General features: G+C 74.9%; 19 protein-coding genes. 6 read left to right on the plus strand and 13 right to left on the minus strand.

What is annotated here, in order from left to right:
* Positions 1-43: 43 nt before the first annotated feature.
* On the minus strand, positions 44-2,656 hold the full coding sequence (locus tag AQI95_RS25130) for a CHAT domain-containing protein (protein ID WP_107121735.1): 2,613 nt from the start codon (positions 2,654-2,656) through the stop codon (positions 44-46).
* A gap of 77 nt (positions 2,657-2,733) precedes the next feature.
* Here AQI95_RS25130 and AQI95_RS25135 point away from each other — a divergent pair, with 77 nt between their 5' ends.
* Genes AQI95_RS25135 through AQI95_RS25145 form a run of 3 tightly spaced genes read left to right on the plus strand, consistent with a single transcriptional unit; the run spans position 2,734 to position 5,281 of the window.
* Positions 2,734-4,164 (plus strand): S8/S53 family peptidase, encoded by a 1,431-nt coding sequence (locus AQI95_RS25135; RefSeq protein WP_067128041.1) that lies wholly within the window; start codon positions 2,734-2,736, stop codon positions 4,162-4,164.
* Positions 4,161-4,799 carry an RNA polymerase sigma factor gene (locus AQI95_RS25140; RefSeq protein WP_208614253.1) on the plus strand — a complete coding sequence of 213 codons (639 nt, stop codon included), beginning with the start codon at positions 4,161-4,163 and terminating at the stop codon, positions 4,797-4,799. Before AQI95_RS25135 ends, AQI95_RS25140 begins: the two co-directional genes overlap by 4 nt.
* Positions 4,796-5,281 carry a hypothetical protein gene (locus tag AQI95_RS25145; RefSeq protein ID WP_067128048.1) on the plus strand — a complete coding sequence of 162 codons (486 nt, stop codon included), beginning with the start codon at positions 4,796-4,798 and terminating at the stop codon, positions 5,279-5,281. Before AQI95_RS25140 ends, AQI95_RS25145 begins: the two co-directional genes overlap by 4 nt.
* 43 nt (positions 5,282-5,324) lie before the next feature.
* On the opposite strand, the gene AQI95_RS25150 is transcribed toward AQI95_RS25145, so the two are convergent.
* From AQI95_RS25150 to AQI95_RS25175, 6 genes are all read right to left on the minus strand, one after another.
* Entirely contained in the window at positions 5,325-6,548 is a 1,224-nt protein-coding gene (locus tag AQI95_RS25150) for a cytochrome P450 (protein WP_067128051.1), read from the minus strand.
* A gap of 176 nt (positions 6,549-6,724) precedes the next feature.
* Positions 6,725-7,519 carry an N-formylglutamate amidohydrolase gene (locus AQI95_RS25155; protein WP_067128054.1) on the minus strand — a complete coding sequence of 265 codons (795 nt, stop codon included), beginning with the start codon at positions 7,517-7,519 and terminating at the stop codon, positions 6,725-6,727.
* 169 nt (positions 7,520-7,688) lie between these two features.
* Complete coding sequence (locus AQI95_RS25160; protein ID WP_067128057.1) at positions 7,689-9,908, minus strand: NADP-dependent isocitrate dehydrogenase; 2,220 nt, start codon at positions 9,906-9,908, stop codon at positions 7,689-7,691.
* Between the two features lie 199 nt (positions 9,909-10,107).
* A complete protein-coding gene (locus tag AQI95_RS25165) occupies positions 10,108-11,202 on the minus strand; it encodes a mechanosensitive ion channel family protein (RefSeq protein WP_067128060.1) in 1,095 nt (364 codons plus the stop codon).
* A gap of 183 nt (positions 11,203-11,385) precedes the next feature.
* Entirely contained in the window at positions 11,386-12,954 is a 1,569-nt protein-coding gene (locus AQI95_RS25170; protein WP_244188846.1) for an amino acid permease, read from the minus strand.
* A 44-nt stretch (positions 12,955-12,998) separates the two neighbouring features.
* On the minus strand, positions 12,999-13,985 hold the full coding sequence (locus AQI95_RS25175) for a hypothetical protein (RefSeq protein WP_208614254.1): 987 nt from the start codon (positions 13,983-13,985) through the stop codon (positions 12,999-13,001).
* 324 nt (positions 13,986-14,309) lie between these two features.
* Between AQI95_RS25175 and AQI95_RS25180 the strand changes: the two genes are divergently transcribed.
* The 3 genes from AQI95_RS25180 to AQI95_RS25190 are packed head-to-tail and all read left to right on the plus strand — an operon-like array spanning position 14,310 to position 18,456.
* Complete coding sequence (locus AQI95_RS25180) at positions 14,310-15,740, plus strand: FGGY family carbohydrate kinase (RefSeq protein WP_067128066.1); 1,431 nt, start codon at positions 14,310-14,312, stop codon at positions 15,738-15,740.
* Positions 15,737-17,203 carry an FAD-dependent oxidoreductase gene (locus AQI95_RS25185; RefSeq protein ID WP_067128069.1) on the plus strand — a complete coding sequence of 489 codons (1,467 nt, stop codon included), beginning with the start codon at positions 15,737-15,739 and terminating at the stop codon, positions 17,201-17,203. Before AQI95_RS25180 ends, AQI95_RS25185 begins: the two co-directional genes overlap by 4 nt.
* Complete coding sequence (locus tag AQI95_RS25190; RefSeq protein ID WP_067128072.1) at positions 17,200-18,456, plus strand: FAD-dependent oxidoreductase; 1,257 nt, start codon at positions 17,200-17,202, stop codon at positions 18,454-18,456. The genes AQI95_RS25185 and AQI95_RS25190 overlap by 4 nt, the downstream gene beginning before the upstream one ends.
* A gap of 47 nt (positions 18,457-18,503) precedes the next feature.
* On the opposite strand, the gene AQI95_RS25195 is transcribed toward AQI95_RS25190, so the two are convergent.
* Genes AQI95_RS25195 through AQI95_RS25220 form a run of 6 tightly spaced genes read right to left on the minus strand, consistent with a single transcriptional unit; the run spans position 18,504 to position 24,558 of the window.
* Positions 18,504-19,415, minus strand: coding sequence for an NAD-dependent epimerase/dehydratase family protein (locus AQI95_RS25195; RefSeq protein WP_067128074.1), 912 nt, complete (start codon positions 19,413-19,415; stop codon positions 18,504-18,506).
* On the minus strand, positions 19,412-20,548 hold the full coding sequence (locus AQI95_RS25200) for a cytochrome P450 family protein (RefSeq protein ID WP_067128077.1): 1,137 nt from the start codon (positions 20,546-20,548) through the stop codon (positions 19,412-19,414). The genes AQI95_RS25195 and AQI95_RS25200 overlap by 4 nt, the downstream gene beginning before the upstream one ends.
* Positions 20,545-21,318, minus strand: a complete 774-nt coding sequence (locus AQI95_RS25205; RefSeq protein ID WP_067128080.1) for a glycosyltransferase — start codon at positions 21,316-21,318, stop codon at positions 20,545-20,547. Before AQI95_RS25205 ends, AQI95_RS25200 begins: the two co-directional genes overlap by 4 nt.
* Complete coding sequence (locus AQI95_RS25210) at positions 21,315-22,793, minus strand: class I adenylate-forming enzyme family protein (protein WP_067128083.1); 1,479 nt, start codon at positions 22,791-22,793, stop codon at positions 21,315-21,317. The genes AQI95_RS25205 and AQI95_RS25210 overlap by 4 nt, the downstream gene beginning before the upstream one ends.
* Positions 22,793-23,533, minus strand: a complete 741-nt coding sequence (locus AQI95_RS25215) for a glycosyltransferase family A protein (RefSeq protein WP_244188847.1) — start codon at positions 23,531-23,533, stop codon at positions 22,793-22,795. The genes AQI95_RS25210 and AQI95_RS25215 overlap by 1 nt, the downstream gene beginning before the upstream one ends.
* A complete protein-coding gene (locus AQI95_RS25220) occupies positions 23,530-24,558 on the minus strand; it encodes a 3-oxoacyl-ACP synthase III family protein (protein ID WP_067128089.1) in 1,029 nt (342 codons plus the stop codon). Before AQI95_RS25220 ends, AQI95_RS25215 begins: the two co-directional genes overlap by 4 nt.
* Positions 24,559-24,650: the final 92 nt, after the last annotated feature.

The raw sequence follows: 24,650 nt of genomic DNA on the forward strand, positions 1-24,650 counted from the left end.
TCGGGCGACGGCGCCTTGCTCGGCAAGATCCGAAAGAGAGGCCCTACGCCGCCCCGAACGCCGCGAACGCCCAGCCCGTCGCCTGGTGGACCGGGTCCTCGGGCAGGGTGGCACGGGCGTCGCGGAGGGCCTCGGCCAGGGACACACCGGTGTCGAGGCCCTTGTGCAGCGCCAGCATCAGCGGCACCACCGCCGCGTCGTTGACGGGTGCGCTGCTCGCCACCACCCCGGCCGTGCCCAGCGGCAGCAACGCGGTGACCAGGCCGAGGAGTTCGTCGGCGCCGACGGAGGCGAGGCGGGCGGTGTCGCAGCTGGAGAGGATGATCCGGTACGGGCTGCGGGCCAGCCGCTCGAAGTCGTGCACGATCAACGGCCCGTCGGCCATGCGCAGAGCCGAGAAGAGGGGGCTGTCCGCACGGAACGTGCCATGGGCCGCGAGATGCGCGAGGGCCGCTCCGTCGAGGTGCTCCAGGACGCGCGGGACCTGCGCCCGGTCGCCTTCCAGGACGGTCGCCGTGCCGTACCGGTCGGCCAGTTCCGGTACTTCCGCGCCGCCGGTCGCGAGGCCGGGCCCGCGGACCAGCACCGGCCGGCCGCCCGGCGGCGGATCGGTCTCGCGGGCGCGCAGCCAGCTGCCCGCCGACGGCGACACGCTCAGCACCCGCTCGCGCAGCGCGGGCAGCAGCGCCCACGGCACCCGGTGCAGCGCCCCCGGCGGCACGATCACCACGGGCCCGGAGCCCAGCCGGGCCGCCGCCCCGCCCAGCAGCAGTTTCTGCAGCCGCAGGCCGGCGGCCTCCACCAGGGGCAGCCGGGCCTCGGCGCCGGGGTGGGCGAGCCGGCGCAGCCCGGCCTGGACGTACTCGGCCTCGGCCACCGCCTCGGCCAGCGAGCCGCCGGCGAACCGCCGTACCCTCCCCTGACCGCACAGCAGGACGTGCACCCGCCCGTCGACCACGGCGAGTTCGACGAGGCACGCCTCGCCGAGCCGGTCCAGCAACCGGCCCACCTCGAAGCGGTCGCCCTCGTGCGGCGCGGCCCCGCGCATGTGGCGGATGCGGGAGCGGATCTCCCGCTCCAGGCGCCGCTGTTCGCGCTCCAGCGCGGGCACCGGGCGGCCCTCCATCCGGGCCTCCTCCGCGCGGGCCGCGATCTCCCGGTAGGCGGTCAGACCGCTCAGCAGCGCCGGATCGGCCGGCGGCCGGGTGGGCGGTGCGGACAGTACGGTCGCCCGCCAGCGCTCGCTCCACTGGAGCAGTCGGCGCGGGGTGCCGTGGGTGAGGCTCACCTCCTGGGCCAGCGCGGCCAGTTCGGCGCCCTGCGCGGTGGCATGCGCCCGCAGCTCCGAGGCGCCGAGCGTCATCCCGTGGTCGTCCAGCACGTCCAGACCGCGCCGGCAGGCCTCCAGCACGCCCCGCCGCGACCCGGCCGCGCGCGCCCGCAGCGCCTGCGCCGCCCAGCCCGTGACCCGGGCCGGCGGCGGCCCGCCGTGCCGGCTGCGCGCGGCCACCGCCAAGTGCCGTTCCGCGTCGGCCGTCCAGCCCAGCGACAGCGCGATGCGGCCCGCGAGCAGCGACGCCTCCGGCGCGGCCGGCGAGCCGAACGACGCCAGTCGCCCGGCGACGGCGGCCGCGTCCGCGACCAGCCGCCCCGAGCGGCGCCCGGCCGCCACCCGTGCCTCGATCAGCACCAGCCGGGCGTGCGTCTCCCACCACGTCCGCCGCTGCGCCGAGAACAGCCGTACGGCGACGGCGGCGCGGGCTATCGCGGTGTGCGCGTCCCCGGCCGAGCGGGCGGCGCGGGCGGCGGCCAGCAACAGCTCGGCCTTGCGGGTCGACTGCCCGCCGATCCGGTCCAGCAGCGCGATCGTCGCGTCCGCCTCGGCGAGCGCCTCCGGGGCCAGCCCGGCCGCCATCAGCACCTCGCAGCGCCGGATGGAGAGCATGTAGGTGGGCGTGCCGAGTTTCGCGTACCGCTCCTCGGCCTCGTCCAGCAGCCGCAGCGACGCCGGGATGTCCCCGCAGCGGAACGCGGCGAGCCCCCGGCTCTCCACCGCGTCGGCCTTGTCGTGCTCCTGGCCGGTGGTGTCCCACAGCCGCTCCGCCGCAGTGAAGTCCGCGACCGCCCGGTCCACCGCGCCGAGCGCGAGATGCACGGTGGCCCGCAGGGTCAGCGCCCGCGCGGTCCAGATGTCGTCGCCGACCTGGCGCAGCACGGGCAGCGCCCGCCGCACGTCCTCCAGCGCCTCCCGGTGGTGCCCCAGCACCCACCACACGTACGCCCGCCGGAACAGCACCCGGGCCCGGGTGTGTCCCGTGCCCCGCGCGACGCCCCGCTCGAACGAGGTGAGCCCCTGTCGCGTGCGCCCCGCGTGCACCAGTGCGACCCCGAGCGTCGCGAGCACATCCGCCTCACGGTCGGCCGACTCGGCGCGCGCGGCCAGGTCCCGGGCGCGGCGCAGATGCCGCAACGCGATCCGCAGATCTCCGAAGTCCCGCTGCCAGATGCCGAGCACCTGGTGGGCGACGCTGGCGTGCAGCGCTGGCGGACCGGCCCGCAGCACCTGTTCCGCGCGTGCCCGGGCATCGCCCGGGTCGGCGAACACCAAGGGCAGCAGTTCGAGAACCGACTCGCCTTCCGCTGTCACGTCTCGCATGGTAGTGGCCTGCTGTATCAGACGGTGGCCCCGAGGCTCTCACTGTCGAACACCGTCTTGTCGGGGGAGGAGACACCATGGCACCACAGCGTTTCCACGAGCAGTTCGACCACATCCGGCGGTCCATGCCCGACGTCGCTCTGGCGATGGGCCCGTACGAGGACGCCGCCGGGCACTTCCTGTACGAGAAGGGCGTCGTGCTCGCCCGGGACGGGGAGGAGGCCCGGGTCGTCGAGGACGCCGTGCGCGCCCACTTCACCGCCACGGCGGGGCTCGTCCCCGACCATGTGCGCCGGGACGGCCCGCAGAGCAACCGCACCGGAGTGACCCGCATCCGCATCGGCGACCCCACCGAGGGCGCCGACGCCGTCCCGCACGCCCTGCGCGCCCTGCGGGAGGCCGAGGACCGCCAGGGCCGCCGCCTGGTCGGCCGCAACCACCTCGTGCACATCGCGGTCAACGCCTGCCCGAGCGACGAGCCGGTGCCCGTGCCGCGCACCCAGCCGCCCAACCCGGCCGCCGCGGGGGGCCGTTACGACGCGGACAGCGCCGCACGGGTCCTCGTGGTCGACACCGGGCTGGTGCGCGACCACCGCGACTACCCGCTGCTCGCGCACACCACGGGCGACGCCCAGCCGGCCGAGACCGACGCCGACGGGGTGCTGCGCCAGTACGCCGGGCACGGCACGTTCATCGCCGGGATCCTCGCGGCCGTCGCGCCCAACACCGACGTGACCGTCCGCAACACCATGAGCGAGGCGGGCGCGATCCTGGAGTCCGAGTTCGGCGCCCGGCTCTTCGAGGCGGTCGACGAGGGCGGCTGGCCCGACATCATCAGCCTCTCGGCCGGCACCACCACCGAGGGCACCGACGGGCTCATCGGCCTGGACGCGTTCATGCGGGAACTGCGCGGGCAGCGCACCCTGCTGGTGGCCGCCGCCGGCAACAACTCCAGCAACGCGCCGTTCTGGCCCGCCGCCTACGCGGGATCGCCCGAGTACGCGGACAGCGTGGTGTCGGTGGGCGCGCTGAGCGCGGACGGCGAGAGCGAGGCCTGCTTCAGCAACCACGGGCCCTGGGTGCGGGTCTACGCCCCGGGCGAGCGCCTCACCAGCGCCCTCACCGGTTTCGCCACGCCCGTGCCGTACCTCTACCAGCACTCCACCTACGACACCTGCCGGTTCGGCTTCGACTACTCCTGCACCTGCCAGTTCCCGCGCCACACCGGCACGTTGAGCGAGCACCGGGAGAAGACCGGCGCCAAGGCGCACCAGGTGATGTTCGACGGGCTCGCGCAGTGGAGCGGCACCTCCTTCGCCACGCCGGTCGTCGCGGGGCTCGTCGCCGCGCAGATGACGGCGCACCGGGAGCGCGACCCGCGCGCCGCCCGCGACCGGCTGCTGGCGTCGGCCGCGGACAGTACCGAAGTGCGTGGGGCGCGCGTCGCGGTGCTCCGGCCGCCCACCTGGCGTCCGGCGCCGGCCGTCGATCAGGCCGTGCCCGTATGAGGTCCGGAACGCTCCGCTCCGCGGCGTACGATGACGTGCCGTACACGAGGGGTGGAGCCGTGGACCGAACAGAGGTCGGCGCGCTCGTCCAGTCCGCCGTCGACGGGGACGCCGCGGCCTGGAAAGCGCTGGTAGAAGGGATGAGTCCGCTGGTGTGGTCGGTGGTGCGCGCACACCGGCTCTCCGAGGCCGACGGGCATGAGGTCTACCAGACCGTGTGGTTCCGCTTCGCCCAGCACCTGGGCCGCATCCGCGAGCCCGACAAGGCCGGTGCGTGGCTTGCCAGTACGGCCCGCAACGAGTGCCTGAAGGTGCTCAAGGCGATGGCCCGGCTGACGCTGACGGACGACCCGCGGGTGCTGGACCGGGCCAGCGACGAACGGACTCCGGAGGAGTCGCTGATCGCTTCGGAGGAGGCGGCGGACCGGGCCGAGCGCTTACGCCGCCTGTGGCAGGAGCTGGACGGACTGGGGGAGCGCTGCCGGCAGTTGCTGCGCGTACTGGTCTCCTCCCCGCCGCCCAGCTATGTGGAGGTCTCGGCCGCGCTCGGTATCGCGGTCGGCAGCATCGGACCCCTGCGGCAGCGCTGTCTGCGCCGGCTGCGGGCCAGGATGGACGCACGGGGAGCGGCATGAGCGGTTACGGCGACGACGGGATGCCCCCGGAGGGCGCGGTGGACGAGGAGGCGGCGGACCGCCTGGTGGAGGAGGAGCTGCGTCAGGCCGCCGCGGTCCTCGACCCGGTACCGGACGCACTGCGCCAACTGGCCCTGGAGGCCTACGCCCTGCACGACCTGGACGCGAGGATCGCCGAGCTGACCTTCGACTCCCTCGTGGACGCGCTGCCGGTGCGGGGTGTCATGGACGCACCGCGGATGCTGACGTTCCGCGCGGAGGAGGTCACCGTCGACGTCGAGGTCACCGAGGACGGGCTGATCGGCCAGGTGCTGCCGCCGCAGTCGGCGCGCATCGAGGTGCTCGGCGGACCGCAGACCGTCCGCCCGGTCACGGTCGACACCCTCGGCCGCTTCACCAGCCGGACACCGCCGGCCGGTCCGTTCGCCCTCAGGCTGCGGACCGGCGGGGCGGTGATCGTCACCGAGTGGCTGCGGACCTGATCCCGGCCGGTCCGGTCAGCGGAACGGGGTCACGGGGACCCCTTCACGACGACCAGGTCACGGGCAGCGTCCGGGGACCCCGGATCATCGTCCTGTGCCGCCACTGCACCTGCTCGGCCGGGACGGCGAGCCGCAGCCCGGGCAGCCGGTCCAGCAGGGTGTCCACCAGCAGCTCGGTCTGCAGCCGGGCCAGTACCGTGCCGGTGCAGAAGTGCGGGCCGTTGCCGAAGGCCACATGCGGGTTCGGATCGCGGTCGGGGTCGATGCGGTCCGGGTCGGGGAAGACGGCCGGGTCGCGGTTGGCGGCGAGGTAGGAGACGTAGACCGGCTCGCCCGCGGCGATCCGGTGGCCGGCGATCTCCACGTCCTCCAGCGCGATCCGGGCGAGCCCGACCGAGCTGCGGTGCGGGATCCAGCGGAACAGTTCGTCCAGCACCGGGCCGCGCGCCTCGGGCCGCGCCCGCATCCGCTGCATCAGCTCCGGCCGGGTCAGCATCAGGTACAGCATCTGACCGCAGTTGTGGGTGACGGCCTCGCCGCCGATCTGCAGCGGGCCGGCGAGCCCGACGGCCTCCTCCTCGCGGACGTCCCCGCGCGCCACGGCCCCGCCGAGCATCGAGTAGACGTCCTCGCCCGGACGGTCGGCCCGGGAGCGGATGGTCGCGGTGATCCACCCGTACAGGCCGTCCTTGGCCCGGCCGGCCGCCTCGACCCCGTTGGTCGAGATGATCTCCCGGGTCCAGGTGTGCACCTGTTCGCGGTCCTCGGCCGGTACGCCCATCAGCTCGCTGACCACGCCGAGCGGGAACGGCTCCAGCACCCGCTCGACCAGATCGGCCGGCGGCCCGTCCCGCAGGACGCCGTCCACCAGCTCGTCCAGAAGGGCCTGCGCGCGGGGCCGCAGCCGCTTCATCGCGCTCACCGTGAAGGCGCCGGCGACGGGCTTGCGCAGCCGGTTGTGGTCGGGCTGGTCGGCCCAGGCGAGCGAGCCCGGACGGGGCGCGAAGTTCGGCGCCATCCGGGTCACCTGACCGTGCGTCACCTCGGTGCGGCTGAACCGCGGGTCGTTGGTGATCAGCTTCACGTCGTCGTGACGGGTCGCCAACCACGCCCAGCCCTCGCCGAACGGCAGCCGGATCCGGGTCAGCGGGCCCTCGCGCATGAGGCCGGCGAGGGTCGGGTCGAAGTCCGTCCCGTCCAGGTCGGGGGTGCTCCAGTCCCTTACGGGCGGCGGGGCCTGCCCGGTGAGCGTGCTCTCCTCGGTCATGCGCACCACCCTGATACGGGTGCCTCCGGCTGTCCTGCGGTGGTGCTCCGAGTGGTGGGGCCGGGCGCCCGACGGGGTGGCGCCGGTGCCGTCGGGCGTGTGCGGCCGCGTGCCGGCCGCTCGCGCCCGCGGGGCGGGGCCGGACGCAGACAGGGCCGCGCGCCCCTGTGACGCGCTCAGACGGTGTCGACGAGTGCGGCCAGCGCCGCGGCCAGGCGGTCCATGCCCGGTCCCGCCGGGCCGCCCGGCTCTGCCATGTAGGTGTCGCGCCGGATCTCCACCATCAGGGCGCCGACCCGGGCGTCGCGGCCGTAGAACTCCAGCGGCACATACGTTCCGGCGAACGGGCTGTCCAGCCCCGTCTCCCCGCAGACCGCGAACGCCGCACGGGCTGCCCGGATCAGTTCCGGCGGGGTGTGGAAGGCGTCCGTGCCCAGGCACACCGGCGGTCGCGGACCGCTTCCGTGCAGCTCGTAGGGCAGCGGCTCGGTCGGATAGGAGTGCACGTCGACGATCACGGCCCGCCCGGTCGCGGCCAGCCGGTCCGCCACCGCCTCGGTCATGGCCCGCGCGTACGGCCGGAAGTACCGTGCCAGCAGCGGCTCCGGATCGGTGTCCGCGGGCCGCAGTTCGCCCCGGTGCGTGGTCCGTGTGTACACGGCGCCCATCCCGACGGCCGTCATCTCCTCGCGCTCGTCCGGGAACCGCTCCGGGTCCACGACGAGCCGGGACAGCCGGTTCACGAACCGCCAGGGCCGTACGGCGGCCAGGGCGGCGGCCCGCTCGGCCAGTTCGGCGGTGTGCGCGTCCGTGATGTGGTCCAGCTCCCGCTCCAGCCCGGCGTCGTCCAGCACGATCCCCCGGCGCACGTCCTCGGGGATCGCCCGCGCCGAGTGCGGCACGTGCAGCAGCACGGGCGAGGCGGCGGCGCCGGGCAGGAGTTCGAGCGAGGGGACCGGTGAGGCGGGCACGGCTGCTCCAGGGAGGTCGGCGTCGGGGGTCAAGGTGCCACATCGACGGCTCCGGGCGCATCAGCTGCCCGACTCCCGCGCGGGAGGCGCCGCCTGCTCCGCACACGGCTCCGCCCCGGCCGGGCGCGCCGACCGGGGCGGAGGCTCACTCAGGTGAGCGGCCGGGGCGTCAGCCCAGGGACGCCAGCGTCGCGTTCCAGGTGGCCGACGGGCGCATGACCGCGTCCGCCTTGGCCTGGTCGACCTGGTAGTAGCCGCCGATGTCGGCCGGGGAGCCCTGGACCGCGTTCAGCTCGTCCACGATCTTCTGCTCGTCGGCCGCGAGGGCCTCGGCGAACGGCGCGAAGGCCTTGGCCAGGTCGGCGTCGTCGGTCTGCTTGGCCAGCTCCTGCGCCCAGTACAGGGACAGGTAGAAGTGGCTGCCGCGGTTGTCGATGCCGCCGACGCGACGGGTCGGGGACTTGTCCTCGTCGAGGAAGGTCGCCGTGGCGCGGTCGAGGGTGTCGGCGAGGACCTTGGCGTGGGCGTTGCCGGTCGCCTCGGCGTACTGCTCGAAGGACGGCACCAGGGCGAAGAACTCGCCGAGCGAGTCCCAGCGCAGGTAGTTCTCCTTGACCAGCTGCTGGACGTGCTTCGGCGCGGAGCCGCCGGCGCCCGTCTCGAACAGGCCGCCGCCCGCCATCAGCGGGACGACCGACAGCATCTTGGCGCTGGTGCCCAGCTCCAGGATCGGGAAGAGGTCGGTCAGGTAGTCACGCAGCACGTTGCCGGTCACCGAGATGGTGTTCTCGCCGCGGCGGATGCGCTCCACCGACAACTTGGTGGCCTCGACCGGGGAGAGGACCTTGATGTCCAGGCCCTCGGTGTCGTGCTCCGCCAGGTACTGCCGGACCTTGGCGATCAGGTTGGCGTCGTGGGCGCGGCCCTCGTCCAGCCAGAACACGGCCGGGTCGCCGGTGGCGCGGGCGCGGGTGACGGCCAGCTTGACCCAGTCGCGGATCGGGGCGTCCTTGGTCTGGCAGGCGCGGAAGATGTCGCCCTCGGCGACCGGCTGCTCGATCAGGACGTTGCCGGCCCGGTCGACCAGGCGGACCGTGCCGGCGGCCGGGATCTCGAAGGTCTTGTCGTGGGAGCCGTACTCCTCGGCCTTCTGCGCCATCAGGCCGACGTTCGGGACCGAGCCCATGGTGGACGGGTCGTAGGCGCCGTGGGCCCGGCAGTCGTCGAGGACGGCCTGGTAGACACCGGCGTAGGAGGAGTCCGGGAGGACGGCGAGGGTGTCGGCCTCCTGGCCGTCGGGGCCCCACATGTGGCCGGAGGTGCGGATCATCGCCGGCATGGAGGCGTCGACGATGACGTCCGAGGGCACGTGCAGGTTGGTGATGCCCTTGTCGGAGTCGACCATGGCCAGCGCCGGGCCCTCGGCCAGCTCGGCGTCGAAGGAGGCCTTGATCTCGGCGCCCTCGGGCAGGTTCTCCAGGCCCTTCAGGATGCCGCCGAGGCCGTCGTTCGGGGTGAGGCCGGCGGCCTTGAGGGCCGCGCCGTACCGGCCGAACGTCTTCGGGAAGAAGGCGCGCACCACGTGGCCGAAGATGATCGGGTCGGAGACCTTCATCATCGTGGCCTTCAGGTGCACGGAGAACAGCACGCCCTCCTGCTTGGCGCGGGCGACCTGCGCGGCGAGGAACGTCTCCAGCTCGGCGACGTGCATGACGGAGGCGTCGACGACCTCGTCCTTCAGGACCGGCACGGACTCCTTCAGGACGGTGGTGGTGCCGTCCTGGCCGACCAGCTCGATGCGCAGCGCGCCGTCCTCGGTGATGACGACGGACTTCTCGGTGGAGCGGAAGTCGTTCTCGCCCATCGTCGCCACATTGGTCTTGGACTCGGCGGTCCAGGCGCCCATGCGGTGCGGGTGGGTCTTGGCGTAGTTCTTCACCGACGCCGGGGCGCGGCGGTCGGAGTTGCCCTCACGCAGGACCGGGTTGACGGCGGAGCCCTTGACCTTGTCGTAGCGGGCGCGGATCTCGCGCTCCTCGTCGGTCTTCGGGTCGTCCGGGTAGTCCGGCAGCGCGTAGCCCTTGCCCTGCAGCTCGGCGACGGCGGCCTTCAGCTGCGGGATGGACGCCGAGATGTTCGGCAGCTTGATGATGTTGGCCGCGGGGGTCTTGGCCAGCTCGCCCAGCTCGGACAGCGCGTCGGGGATGCGCTGGTCCTCGTTCAGGTACTCCGGGAAGACGGCGATGATGCGCCCGGCCAGCGAGATGTCCCGGGTGGTCACGGGCACACCGGCCTGCGAGGCGTACGCCTTGATCACCGGCAGGAACGAATGCGTCGCCAGGGCCGGGGCCTCGTCTGTGTAGGTGTAGATGATGGTCGAGTCAGTCACCGGGTGCTCCGCTCCACGTCTGCAACATTGCTCGACATCAAGATATCTCGTGATCGGGGTCGGCTCGACAGGGGTCCCGGCCGCGGACGCCGCCGCGCCGGCGCGACCGGAACCCGCCCCTGGTGGTCATGACAAGCGATCGCCCGCCGATCTCGGGGGATCGCCCGCCGTCCGGGACCTGAACCGGACCCTCACCCGGTCAAGCCGAACCTCCCGCTTGCGCCCCCATGACCTCGTCCGCGCCGCGCTGCTGCGGAATCAGCGTCGTGCCCGGCTGCACCGTCACCGTGCGGGCGGGGGCGGGGATGCTGATGCCCTCCGCGCGGTAGCGGCGGTGGAGGCGCTTGATGAATTCGTGCTTGATGCGGTACTGGTCGCTGAACTCGCCGACGCCGAGGATCACCGTGAACCCGATGCGGGAGTCGCCGAAGGTGTGGAAGCGGATGGCGGGCTCGTGCTCCGGGACGGCGCCCTCGACCTCCCGCATGGTCTGCGCGACGACCTCCGCCGTGACCCGCTCCACCTGCTCCAGATCGGCGTCGTACCCCACCCCGACCTGCACCAGGATCGTCAACCGCTGCTCGGGATGGGTGTAGTTGGTCATGTTGGCCTTGGCGAGCTGGCCGTTGGGGATCACCACCAGGTTGTTGGAGAGCTGGCGGACCGTCGTCTGGCGCCAGTTGATGTCGACGACATAGCCCTCCTCGCCGCTGCCGAGGCGGATGTAGTCGCCGGGCTGCACCGTCTTGGAGGCCAGGATGTGGATGCCCGCGAACAGGTTGGCGAGGGTGTCCTGCAGGGCGAGGGCCACCGCCAGGCCGCCGACGCCCAGGGCGGTCAGCAGGGGCGCGATGGAGATGCCGAGCGTCTGCAGGACGACCAGGAAGCCGATCGCGAGGACCAGGACGCGGGTGATGTTGACGAAGATGGTCGCCGAGCCCGCCACGCCCGAACGGGACTGGGTGACCGCGCGGACCAGCCCGGCTATCACCCGGGCCGCGGACAGCGTCACCACGAAGATCAGCCACACCTCCAGGAGCTGGTCGGTGTGGTGCTGCACGGTCCGGGTCAGCGGCAGTGCGATCGCCGCCGCCGCCGCGCCGCCCGCGACGGCCGCCCACGGGACGACCGAGCGCAGCGCGTCGACGATGACGTCGTCGCCGCTCCAGCGCGTCCGCTTGGCGTGCTTCGCGAGCCAGCGCAGCAGCGTGCGGGAGAGGAAGGCGAGCAGCAGGCCCGCCGCGAGCGAGATACCGGCGAGGACGAGGTCGTCCAGGGTCAGCGCGCGGTTCACCGGTCACCTCCGGGGCCTGTGCCTGTTGCGGAGTTGTGGAGTGTCGTCACGTTGTCACCTGCTCGATGTGCGGGATGTGCGATCGCGCCGGCCCAGGGACACCCGGTGACCGGCGCGATCGTTCATCCTGCCGTATCCGGAACGCCAGTTCGCACCCGGACCGGCGCTCTTCGGGCAGGTGGCTCAGACGATGCCCTCCGCGAGTTCGGCCTGGTCCCGGTCGTCGCCGTACGCGGCGGTGGTCGGCGTGCCGTACGAACGGCGGGCGACGTACCACCAGATGCTCGCGAGGACGAGGACGACGGCGAGGGCCAGAGAGGCGTAGTTCATCGTGTCGACCGTGACCGGCGAGGCCTGCGGCAGGCAGAACAGCACGGTCACACAGGACACCCAGATCACCGCGATCCAGCCGATCGGCCGGCTCCAGCGGCCCAGATGCCACGGCCCCGGCCGGAAGCGGTCGCCCGCGCGCAGCCGCAGCAGCACCGGGATGGCGTAGGCGGGGGTGATGCCGATGACGTTGATGGCGGTCACGGCGTTGTACGCCGTCGCCGAGTACAGCGAGGGCAGGGCGAGGACGCAGGCCACGACGACGGCCAGCCAGACGGCGGCGACCGGGGTCTGGGTGCGCACGCTCACCTTGCGCCACAGGTGCGAGCCGGGCAGCGCGCCGTCGCGGCTGAACGCGAACACCATTCGGCTGGCCGCGGCGACCTCGGCGTTGCCGCAGAACAGCTGGGCGATGATCACGACGAGGAGCAGCGCGCTCGCGCCGTCCGTGCCGAGGCCGTCGAGCAGGATCTGCGCGGGCGGCACCCCGGTGCCGGTGGTGCGCGTGGCGTCGTAGTCCTGGATGGCGAAGGTCAGGCCGGCCAGCAGCACGAAGCCGGCGATCCAGGACACCCAGATCGACCGCACGATGCCGCGGGCCGCGGACACCGAGGCCTGCGAGGTCTCCTCCGACAGGTGGGCGGAGGCGTCGTAACCGGAGAAGGTGTACTGCGCGAGCAGCAGACCGATCGCCGCCACGTAGACCGGGTTGTGCCAGCCGGTCTCGTTGACGAACTTCGTGAACACGAAGGACGCCGACTGGTGGTGGTCGGGGACGACCGCGAGCGCGCCGACGATGAGCGCGACGCCCGCCAGATGCCACCACACGCTCACCGAGTTGAGCACGCTGACCAGGCGGACGCCGAACAGGTTCAGCACCGCGTGCAGCAGCAGGATGGCGCAGAAGATCAGCATCGTTCTGCCGGGCGTGGGCTCGAAGCCCCACTGCAGGTTCGCGAACGCGCCGGTGAACAGGGCGGCGCCGTAGTCGATGCCGGCGATCGCGCCGAGCAGGCCGAGCAGATTCAGCCACCCGGTGTACCAGCCCCAGCGCCGTCCGCCGAGCCGGTCGGCCATGTAGTACAGCGCGCCCGAGGTCGGATAGGCGCTGGTGACCTCGGCGAGTGCGAGGCCGACGCACAGCACGAACAGGCCGACGCCCGCCCAGCCCCACAGCATCACGGCGGGACCGCCGGTGTTCAGGCCGAAGCCGTACAGGGTCATGCAGCCGGACAGGATCGAGATCACCGAGAAGCTGATCGCGAAGTTGCCGAAACCGCCCATGCGGCGGGCCAGCACCGGCCGGTAGCCGAGTTCGCGCAGCCGCTTCTCCTCGTCCTGCTGGGGCAGGCCCGGGGCGGGCGCGGGACCGGTCGTGGGACCGGTCGTGGGACCGGTCGTGGGATCCGGGGTGGGGGACATGCGGGGGGAACCTCCGGGGCAGGGAGTCGGGGGACAGGGCACGTTCAGGGGCGGGAGCCGTCCGCGGCCGCCCGGCAGCGGTCCCGGGCCTGTGTGAAGACCTCCACGGCACGGCCCCGGTCGGGTGTGCGGTACATCCAGGGCGGGGGTGTGAAGTACGGGCCGATCGCCTCGAACACCCGCACCGCGTCGGGGAACCGCAACGAGCCCCACAGCGCGTGCGCCAGGTGGTTGAGGTCCAGCAGGGAGCGCTCGGCGCGGTGCGTGTGCGTGAACCAGAAGTGCAGGGCGCGCTCCGCCTCGCGTGCCGCGTCCTCCGCCACCCAGTGCAGGTCGAGCGCCGCGTCGTGCCCGCTGTCGCGCCGGTAGCGCTCCACGCGGACGTACAGCGGCAGCACGTGCAGCGCCGAACCGGGCGGCGCCTGACCGGCGGCCCACTGCGCATAGCCCGCGGCCTCCGCGAGCCGGCCCGTGCCGCCGCGCGCGTACAGGAACTGGAGCATCCGGTGGTGGGCCTCGCGGTTGTAGGGGTCGCGGCGGCCCGCCTCGGCCAGCAGCCCCCAGGGGCCGGGCGGCAGCATCGGCTCGGGCGCGGCCGCCCGGTGCTCCTCCCAGCGCTGCTCCGGATCCAGCTGGGCGAGCGCCAGCAGGCACACCCAGGGCACCGGGTCCTTCGGGGCGATCCGGGTCGCCGACTGGGCGGCGTCCCATGCCTCGATCCACAACTCGTGGGTGCGCAGGTGCTTCTCCCGCTGGGCCCGCAGCGCCCGTTCCACCCCCACGCGCGCGTGCATCACCGCCGCGTGGACACTGTCCGGCTCCTCCGCCAGCCACGCGCGCACCACGTCGGTACCGGCCGCGGCCGCCGCGAGGACCTGGGTGCGCTGGGTCCACTGCCATCCGGGCGCGGTGTCCGCGAGCAGTGTGCGCATGGCCATCCAGCGGCCGGTGCGCAGGTCCTGGAGCGCGGCACGCAGGGCGTGGTCGGGGCCGGCGGGGTCGTAGGAGGGACGGGGTCCTTCTCTGGCCATCAGCGCTCGGCCCCGGGCCACGGGCGCACGGGCGGTGTGGCGGGGTGGCGTAGCAACAGCCCTCCTGTGGGCGGCGATCGTGGGGTGGCGCGCCGGTCGGCGGTCACTATAGAGGCGTGGGTTGCGCCTTGCCATTGTTGCCAACTCAACCATTTATGCAGGCAAGTTGATTGTCCGGGGGTGCTTGACGCCGGGTGCGCCGCGGCGGCAGGCTGACGCGGTGATCTTCGGTGCGGAGCGGGCCGGCGGCGAGGAGCGGGCCATCGGGACGGAGTGGATCTCCGAGGCGGCGCGGACCCCCGCCACGGACGGGAGGAACGCGCGATGACGGCTCCGGTGCTCGCCGTCGACCAGGGCACCTCCGGCACCAAGGCCCTCGTCGTCTGCCCCGAGCGCGGCGTCCTCGGCTCCGGCTTCGCCGAGGTCCGCCCCCGGTATCTGCCCGGCGGACTGGTCGAGGTGGACCCCGCCGAGCTGTACGACTCCGTGGTCGCCGCCGGCCGGCAGGCGCTCGCCGCGGCCGGCACGGACGTCGTGGCGCTGGGCCTCGCCAACCAGGGCGAGACCGTCCTCGCCTGGGACCCCGCCGACGGCCGCCCGCTCACCGACGCCCTGGTGTGGCAGGACCGGCGGGCCGAGTCCGTGTGCGATGAACTCGCCGAGCACGCCGAGGAGTTGCGGCAGCTGACCGGACTGCCCCTCGACCCGTACTTCGCCGCGCCCAAGATGGCCTGGATCCGCCGCCACCGCACCCGCGAGGGCGTCGTCACCACCTCCGACGCCTGGCTGGTCCACCGCCTCACCGGCGCCTACGCCACCGACGCCGCGACGGCCGGCCGCACCCAGCTCCTCGACCTGGACCGCGCACAGTGGTCGCCGCGCGCACTGGAGGTGTACGGGCTGGCGGACGAACGGCTCCCGCAGCCCGCCGACAACGCCCAGCACATCGGCACCACCACGGCGTTCGGCCCCGAGATCCCGCTCACCGGACTGATCGTCGACCAGCAGGCCGCCCTGCTCGCCCAGCGCATCACCGCCCCCGGCGCCGCCAAGTGCACCTACGGCACCGGCGCGTTCCTGCTCGCGCACACCGGCGAGCGCCCCCGGCGCGGCACCTCCGGACTGGTCGCCTGCGTGGCCTGGCGGCTCACCGGCACCACCGGCTACTGCCTGGACGGCCAGGTCTACACCGCCGCCTCCGCCGTCCGCTGGCTCACCGACCTCGGGGTGATCTCCTCGGCCGCCGACCTCGACCCCGTCGGCGGCGCCGTCCCCGACAGCGGCGGCGTCACCTTCGTGCCCGCCCTCGCCGGACTCGCCGCCCCCTGGTGGCGCGGCGAGGTGCGCGGCTCGCTCACCGGACTCGGCCTCGACACCCGCCCCGGCCATCTGGTGCGCGCCCTGTGCGAGGGCATCGCCGCCCAGGTCGCCGAACTCGCCGACGCCACCGCCGTCGACCTCGGCACACCGCTGGACACGCTCCGCGTCGACGGCGGCCTGACCCGCTCCACCGTGCTCATGCAGACCCAGGCCGATCTGCTGCAACGCCCCGTCGAGGTGTCCGCGCTGCCCGACGCGACCGCACTCGGCGCGGCCGCCCTCGCCCGCCTCGGCGCGGACCCCGCCCTGGGCGTGGAAGAGGCCCTGCCCGACTGGAAGCCCGCCGCCGTGTACGAACCCCGCATCAGCGCCGACCAGGCCGCCGAGCGCCGCGCCCGCTTCCGCACGGCCGTCGCGGCCCTGCTCGGCCCATGACCGGCACCGTCACCGAGGCGGGCCCGCTGCCCCGACGGACGTACGACGTCGTGATCGTCGGCGCCGGCGTCGTGGGCTGCGCCCTCGCGCGCGAACTCGCCCGCCACCCCCGCCTGGGCATCGCCCTGGTCGAGGCGCAGGACGACATCGGCCAAGGCACCTCCAAGGCCAACACGGCGATCCTGCACACCGGTTTCGACGCCGCACCCGGGACCCTGGAGGCCCGGCTGGTCCGCGAGGGCTGTGAACGGCTCGGCGCCTACGCCGCCGCGTGCGGCATTCCCGTCGAACGCGTCGGCGCCCTGCTGGTCGCCTGGGACGAGGAGCAACGGGCCGCCCTGCCTCGGCTGGCCGACAAGGCCGGGCGCAACGGCTGTCCCGACACCCGCCTGCTGGGCCCCGGCGAGCTGTACGCCCGCGAGCCCCACCTCGGCCCCGGAGCGCTCGGCGCCCTGCACGTGCCCGGCGAGAGCATCGTCTGCCCCTGGACGACGACCCTGGCGTACGCCACCCAGGCCGTCCGCGCCGGGGCGGACCTGCATCTCAACACGGCCGTGCGGGGCGCGAGTCGGGACGGGGAGCACCGCCTCACCACCTCCCGCGGCACCCTGCGCGCCCGCCACCTGGTGAACGCGGCCGGGCTGCACGCCGACAGCGTCGACCGGCTGCTCGGCCACGACGACTTCACCGTCACCCCGCGACGCGGGCAGCTCCTCGTGTACGACAAGCTCGCCCGCCCGCTCGTCCGGCACATCCTGCTGCCCGTCCCGACCGCGCTCGGCAAGGGCGTCCTCGTCGCGCCCACCGTCTACGGCAACGTCCTGCTCGGACCCACCGCCGAGGACCTCGACGACAAGCGGGCCACCGGCTCCACCGCCGACGGCCTCGCCGGTCTCAGGGCCAAGGGCCGCCGCATCCTGCCCGCCCTCCTCGACGAGGAGGTCACCGCCGTCTACGCCGGGCTGCGCGCGGCCACCGGGCAGGAGGACTACCGGATCGCCGCCCACCCCGAGCAGGCGTACGTGACCGTCGGCGGCATCCGCTCCACCGGCCTCACCGCCTCGATGGCCGTCGCCGCGCACGTCACCGGCCTGCTGGCCGCCATGGGGCTCGACCTCGGCCCGGTGCGCGAACCGGACCCGGTGACCATGCCGAACCTCGGCGAGGCCTTCCCGCGCCCCTACCAGCGGCCCGAACTCATCGCCGCCGACCCCGAGTACGGCACCCTGGTCTGCCACTGCGAGCGCGTCTCCCGCGGCGAGATCCGCGACGCCCTCGCGAGCGCGATCCCGCCCCGCTCCCTGGAGGGCCTGCGCCGCCGCACCCGGGCCCGGTCGGGCCGCTGCCAGGGGTTCTACTGCGGACCGGCGGTACGGGAGTTGCTGGAGACGGGGCTGTCCGGTCAGACGCGGGAGGTCCGTCGGACCACCGCCGGGAAGCCGTTCGAAGGCGGACGGGGATGACGGAGACGGGGCCGGCCGCGGCGGCCTCTCGGCGGGTCGACGTCCTCGTCGTCGGTGCCGGTCCCGCCGGGCTCGCCGCCGCCGCGCGGCTGGCCGCCGCCGGAGCCGGCCGGGTGGAGGTGCTGGAGCGGGAGCCGGCGGCCGGCGGTGTTCCGCGGCACTGCGCCCACGGCGGATTCGGCACCTGGAGGCGTCCATCGACCGGTCCCGGGTACGCCCGCCTGCTGACGGAGTCGGCCGAACGGGCGGGCGCCGTGATCCGCACCCGGACGACGGTCCTGGACTGGGTGGCGGGGCCCTGCCGCGCGCTCACCGCGGTCGGCCCCGGCGGGCCGGAGACGATCGAGGCGCGGGCCGTCGTCCTGGCCACCGGCGCCCGGGAACGCCCGCGCACCGCCCGGCTGGTACCCGGCACCCGCCCCGCAGGTGTCTGCACCACCGGTGAACTCCAGCAGGCCGTCCACCTGTTCGGGCAGCACATCGGCACCCGCGCGGTCGTCGTCGGCGCCGAGAGCGTCTCCTACGCCGCTGCCGACACCGTGCGCGCGGCCGGGGCCGAGGTCGTCGCCCTGGTCACCGAGCACTCCCGCGCGCAGACCGGCAGGATCCGCGCCGGAGCCGCCCGGCTGGGGCACGGCGTCCCGCTGCTGACGGACACCGTGGTCGTCGAACTCCTCGGCCACGGACGCCTGTCCGGGGTCCGCGTCCGGCACCGCGACGGCCGTACGGCCGTACTCGCCTGCGACACCGCCGTGTTCACCGGCGATTTCGTCCCGGACCACGAATGCGCCCGCCGAGGCGGCCTCGTCCTGGACCCCGGCACCCGCGGTCCCGCCGTCGACGGCTCCCTGCACACCTCGCGTCCCGGGGTCTTCGCCGCCGGGAACGTCCTGCACGCCGTCGAGCCCGCGGGCACGGCCGCCGCCGAGGGTGCCCTGGCGGCCCGTGCCGTCCTGGACTTCCTGGCGGGCACGCCCTGGCCGGACCCCGGACCGCCGCTCACGGTCGAGGCCCCGCTGCGCTGGATCGCCCCCAACCGCGTCACCACGGCCGGACCGCCCGCCCGTCACGTCCTGCGCACCGGCGCCCCGCTGACCCGCCCGGTCCTACGGGTCCACCAGGACGGCCGCCTGCTGCACAGCGAGCGCCCGGCCCTCGGCACCGTGCTGCCGAACCGCACCCTGACCCTCACCGCACGCTGGACGGAGCGCGTCGATCCGGCGGGCGGCCCGGTGCGGGTGAGCGTGGGCTGACCGGTCCGACGGCCGCTGCCCGGAGCGATGCGGTGTCCCGCGGCCGTTCACCCGGCGGGCAGGTCCCCCGTGTAGTCCGCCAGGACCCGGCCACCCGCCCACCCCCGGGACTCGGCCTTGGACACGTCCAGCACGACGGAGCGGGCCAGTTGGTCGACCGCGTAGCGAGTGAGGTACGGCTCGGTGTGCGGACGCAGCCGGGCCAGCGTCCGGGCGGCGTTCGCCACGGTGTGGGCGAGCGGCGTGGGGATGTGGCGGATCCGCGCGCGCACGCCGTGGGCCCGCAGGACCGCCCCTATCGCCCGGTCCCGGTCGTAGGGCGCCGGATCGGCGATGTTGTAGGCGCCCGGCGACCAGTCGGCGGCGGCGAGGCACGCCTCGGCGAGGTTCTCCACGGCCGTCAGGCTGAGGCGGACGCTCGGACCGGGCAGCAGGAGCACGCCCCGGCGGACGCGGGAGAGCAGCCGCGGCACCAGATGTGGATCCCCGTCGCCGTAGACCGCCCGGGGGCGCAGCACCACGGCACCGGCGGCCAGCGCCAGGGCCTCGCCGGCGGCCTTGGTGCGGCCGTACGCGTTCAACTGGCCGCGGACCGGGTGGTCCTCGGCGATCCGGGCCCGGCACGGGCCGGGCGCGTACACACTGGCGCTGCTCACCCAGACCACCGGCCGGCCGGCGGCGGCCCGAAGGAGCCGCGCCGTGCCGCCGACGTTGACCGCACGCATCGCGGCCGCGGCGGGGGAGCCGGGCACCGGGTCGCCGACGGCCGCCGCGCAGTGCACCACGATGTCGGCACCGGCGAGGTCCGGCACCTCGCGGGCGGCGTCCCACGGCAGGTGCCGGCCGACGGGGCCGGGGCGGCGCCCCACACACAGCACCTCGGCGCCCCGGGCGGCGGCCGCGGCCGCGACACGGGAGCCGCAGAAGCCGCTCGCCCCGGTGACGGCGATCGTGGTCAACGGCCCTCCTCGGGGCTGGTGGTGGCGCGGACGGTGAGGGAACGCCAGCCGGGCAGGGCCGCGCTCCGGTCGACGCGGGCCCGCACGACGCCGGGCCGGTAGGGGGCGAGGGCGGCAAGGGTGTCGTCGAGCTGGGCGCGGGCCAGCCGCGCGCCGGGGCAGGCGTGGGGTCCGGCGCCGAAGACGAGCCCGGCCACGGTGGGCGGTGCGGGGGCGCAGGCGTCCGGGGGATCGGTGTGGGCGCGGGCGGCGTGCCGTGCCACCAGGATCAGGCGGTCCCCGGCCCGCACCGGGCACCCGTCGAGGACGGCGTCGGCCGCCGCCGCGCGCGGCAGCAGCGGGGAGGGGGCGATCACCCGCAGCAGTTCGTCCACGAGCGCCGGCCGCAGCCGGTCGTCGGCCGCCTGGTCCCACAGCGCCGCGTCGGCACACCAGGCGACGGCCCGGGGGAGGGCCGCCACGGTGGTGTTGACGGCGGCGACCGCCAGTATCGCCCGCAAGGCCCCTTCCCCGCTCTCGCCGGGCGCGTCCTCGGTGAGCAGGGCCGCCAACCGTGCCGTCGCCGTCGCCGCGGCCCGGCCCGCTCCGGGCGGCCGGGGACCGGGCAGATGGTCGCGTACGGCGGCGGCCGCGGCGCGTGCGGCCGCCTCGGCGACGGCCTGCGGATCCCCGCCCGTACCGAGCAGCGCGCGGACGGTGGCCCCGGCCAGTTCGCGGGCCACCGGTACGAGGTCGAGGGTGCGGCCCGCGGCGAGCGGGGCCGGACAACGGGTGAGCACCTCGCGCCACACCGGGCGCAGGCGCTCCACCCCGGCCGCGCCGAGGCCTTCGGAGACCGCACGGCGGGCGGCGCGGTGACCGGTGCCCTCCTGGTCGAACAGCGCGCCGCCGGCGGCCAGTTCCCGCGCGGCGCCGCCGGTGGTGCCGGCCGCGGTGCGGTCCAGGGGAACACGGGTGAGGGCGTGACGGTAGGCATCGCCGCCGTGCACCAGCAGCGTTCCGCCGAGCCGTGTCACGGGCCGGTGGCGGGCGAGGGCGAGCAGCGTGAACAGCACGGGGTGGGAGCGGGTGTACACGCGCCGGTCGCGGCGGCGTGCCGCCCGTACGCCGGACGGGACGGGCGCGGCGGTCATCGCACGTGCACCTCCCTCGCGTCGGCCGGGCGGTAGCGGCGGTCCCAGCACCACAGCAGGGTCCGCCGGGCACCCCACGCGCGCAGGCGGCGCAGACTGGTGTGCACCACCATGCGCTCGGCCCGCCCGATTCGGTCGCTGTGCTCGCGCGCCCGGTTGAGGAGGACCACGTCCTCGGCCGGTCCCTCCAGCGGCACCCGGGGCGTGCCCCCGCAGCGCAGGTACAGGGCGGCCGTGACGGCGAGGTTGTGCCCGTGGCACAGGACGTAGGGCGTGCGGTAGCGCGGGTGGCGATGTGCCCTGCGGTACCGGCCGTACAGCGCGGTCGTCCGGACCAGCGCCGGCAGCAGATACCGCTCGGCGAGCGAGGGGTGCTCGTCACGGCGCGGAACGCTGCGGCCGCAGGCCAGTTCCCGTCCGCGCGCGAACTCCGCGCGCGCCGCCGCGATCCAGTCCTCGGCGGGCACGCAGTCGGCGTCGGTCCGGGCGAGCAGCGCGGCGCCGCGCCCGATGGCGTAGCGGAACCCGGTGTCGGCGGCGGCTCCGGTGCCCCGCTCCTCCTCGCGGACGAGGTGCACGGGGAAGGGCGCGGCGCGGGCGAAGCGGCGTACGACGTCCGCCGTGGCGTCCGTGGAGGCGTTGTCGACGACGACCAGGGCGAAGTCGGTGTCGGTCTGGGCGGCGAGCGCGGCGAGCGTGGCCCCGATGCCGGCCTCCTCGTCGAACGCCGGCACCACGACCCACAGCGGCGCCCTGTCCGGCGCGCTCACCGTCGGCCGCCGGTCGCGAGACGGGCCGCGGCCAGGTGTGCGGTGGCGGCGCGGTCCGGCTTGCGGGAGCGCCCGGACAGCGGAATGTCGGCCATCAGCACGGCATCCGGCCGCGCGGACCCCATCCGCCGCAGCGGATCGGCCAGCGCGGACCGCAGCGCCTCGGGATCGGCGCCCCGGCCCGGCTGCACGACGGCTACCAGGCGTTCGTCGCCGTCACCGGCCGGTACCCCGACGAGCAGGGCCAGCTCGACGCCGGGCACGTGCAGGGCGGGCTCGTACAGCCCCGGGTAGATGTTCTCGGCGTGCCGCAGCACCATGTCCTTGAGACGGCCCCGCAGCACGATCCGGCCGTCGTCGAGGTGCGCACGATCACCGGTGGCCACCCAGGGGTCGGGCTCCTCGCCCAGACAGCGGTCCCGCGCGGCCGGGCCGGACAGCAGCAGCTCACCGCAGGCGTCCGTCTTGGCCGTGACCCCCGGCAGGGGGGTGCCCACCAGATCGCCACCGCCGGTGAACGCGGCCTTGTCGGCCTGTTCCACCGCGGCGGCCGGGAACAGCTCGGTGAGCGCGTACACGCCCCACGCCTCCTCGGCCCCCGCCCGCTTGACCCGGGTGAGCAGATCGACGCTCGCCGGGGCCGATCCCGTCCACACCCGGCCCGTGAACCGGGCCCCGGCGGCGAGCGCCGCGCGCAGCTGAGGTGGCATCAGATAGGTTGCCTGTGGGGCCAGTCGGCGCAGTTGCCGGGCCAGTACGCGCGGTGCGCGGGCGGGCAGCGCGACCGGCGCGCCGCTCGCCAGGGAGGGCACGAGCACGAAGAACGTCCCGCCGAGGACCGGCCGACCGGGCGTCACCCGGACCAGGCCGGTCACCGTCGCCATGCCGGCGGCGAGCGAGGAACGGGTGTGCACCACCGCCCGGGGCCGCGCGGTGGTCCCCGAGGTGAAGACGATGACCGCGTCGCCGTCCTCGTCCACCGGGCGCGGCAGCACCACCGAGCGGATATCGGCGTCCAGGGCAGGGGCGCAGCCGGGCAGCCGAGGCCCGACCGTGGCCACCGGCCCCAGCTCCGCGAGGTCCGGCAGCGCCAGGCGGGCCCGGCGGGCGAGCGGGCGGGCCCACCCCGCGACCGCCTGGGCGGCGGCGTCGGCGAGGACGGCATCGGGCCGGGCGAGGGCGAGGCGGGCGCGCAGCACGTCCGGCCCGGCGCCCGGGTCCAGCACCGCGGCCCGCGCCCCGAGCCGGTGGACGGCGAGCAGCACGGCCAGCGCGCGGGGGCCGGGTCGTACGGCGACGCCGAGGGTGGCACCGCGTGCGACGCCCCGTGCGTGCAGGGCGGTGGCGTAACGGTCGGCCAGGTCGGCCAGTTCCCCGCGGGTGGCCCTGGTGCGCACGGCCCCGCTCCGGGTGGTGCCGAGGACGGCGGGAAGGTCGGGGCGGGTGCGCAGGGCGTGCGTGAGCGAGTCGAGCATCAGCGGGGATCCTCCCCGTGCCGGCCCGGGCCCCGGTCGAGATACCAACGGGCGGTGCCGACCAGCCCGTAGGCGCGCAGCCGCCGGGTGGAGTTCTCCACGACCATGGCGCGTTCGTGCACGACGGCCGCGGTGCGCAGCCGGACCCGGTTCAGGAATAGGCGGTCGGTGGGGGAGGGGCGGCGCGGCATGCCGCCGACGGCTTCGTACAGGGCGGCCGTGATGGCCATGTTGTTGCCGGCGTGCATCCGGTACGGGGTGAGGTAGCCGTGCCGGCGCCGGTGGGCGGGTCGGATCCGGCCGAAGAACGCGGCGCCGTGGACCAGCGCGCGGAAGGCGGCTCGCCCGACGGGCCCGTGCTCGTCGCGCCGCGCCTCGATGCGGCCGCACACCAGGGCCGCGCCGTGCCCCAGCGCGTCGCGGGCGGCGGCCGTCCAACCGGGATGCGGCAGGCAGTCGGCGTCGGTACGGGCGAGCAGCGTCGCGCCGTTGCCGATGGCGTACCGGAAGCCGGTGTCCACCGCGCAGCCCACGCCCTTGGCCGGCTCGCGCAGGACGTGGATCGGGAACGGCGCCGAGCGCGCGAAATCGGACGCGATCGCGGCCGTGGCGTCGGTCGAGGCGTTGTCCACGACCACGAGCGTGAAGCCGAGGTCCCGCTGGGCCGCGAGCGCGTCCAGCGTGGCGCCGATCCGCCCGGCCTCCTGGTGCGCGGGCACCACCACCCACAGGGCGCTCACGCCTGCTCCCAGACCATCGTCATGATGCTCACCCCACCGCCCAGGCCCACGAACAGCACGCGCTCGCCGGGCCGCAGCCGCTCGTGGACGAGGTCGAGCTGCACGCCCAGGGTGGCGCTGGCCATGTTGCCGAGGTCGGGGACCGTGACGACGAGCCGGTCCCGGGGAATGCCGGTCAGCTCCACGAACCGCTCCAGGTAGGGCACGGTGACCTGGTGCACCAGGATGTGCCGGAAGTCCGCCCAGTCCAGTCCCGTGCGCCGCCTCATCCGGTCGAGCACCGACGTGCCGATCTTCTCGAAGACCTCGCGCAGCTCGGTCCCGTCACCGCGGAAGTACGTGTGCTCGTCGCCGCGAGGGTGACGCGAACCGCCACCGAAGATCCCGCCGACGGGCCAGTGCTCGGAGTGCGTCTCGGTGTCCACGTCGAGGATGCCGCCCCGGTCCACCGCCTCCAGCACGACCGCGGCCCCCGCGTCGCCGAAGGTGTAGCCGGCGAAGCCGTCCCGGAACTGGCCGGGGTCACGAGGGGCGTGGCGCACCGACCGGCTCGGGGTCTCCCCGGTGACCACCAGGGCCCGGCGGGCCCGGCCGGACAGGATCATCGCCCGCGCCGTGTCGATGCCGTTGACGAAGCTGTTGCACGCGTTCGTCACGTCCAGGGCGTGCGCCCGGGACCCCAGCTCGGCCTGGACGACATGGGCCGTCGCCGGTTCGACCATGTCCCGCGTGGCGGACGCGAAGACCAGCAGGTCCACTTCGCACGGGGTCACCCCGGCCCGGGCCAGCGCGGTGCGTGCCGCCCGCACCGCGAGCGTCGAGGCGTACTCGCCCTCCGCCACGGCACGGCGCGAGACGATCCCGGTGACCCGTTCGAGCATCCGGGCCGGCAACCGCAGCCCGCAGGCCGCGGTGATCTGCCCCTGCAGGTGCCGGCTCGTCACCTCGCGCTCCGGCAGGCAGGACGCCACCGCCGTGATGCCCACCCGCAGCACCGGAGGTCCGACAGCGTGGTCTGTGTACATGCTCCGGACGCTACGAGCCCGAGGGGTCGCCCGCCTGAGCCCTCGTACTCAACTGCCCTGAGTAGACGGCTCTTTCGCCCGCTCAGAGCCAC

The sequence above is a fragment of the Streptomyces yokosukanensis genome (assembly GCF_001514035.1).
Lineage (GTDB): Bacteria > Actinomycetota > Actinomycetes > Streptomycetales > Streptomycetaceae > Streptomyces > Streptomyces yokosukanensis.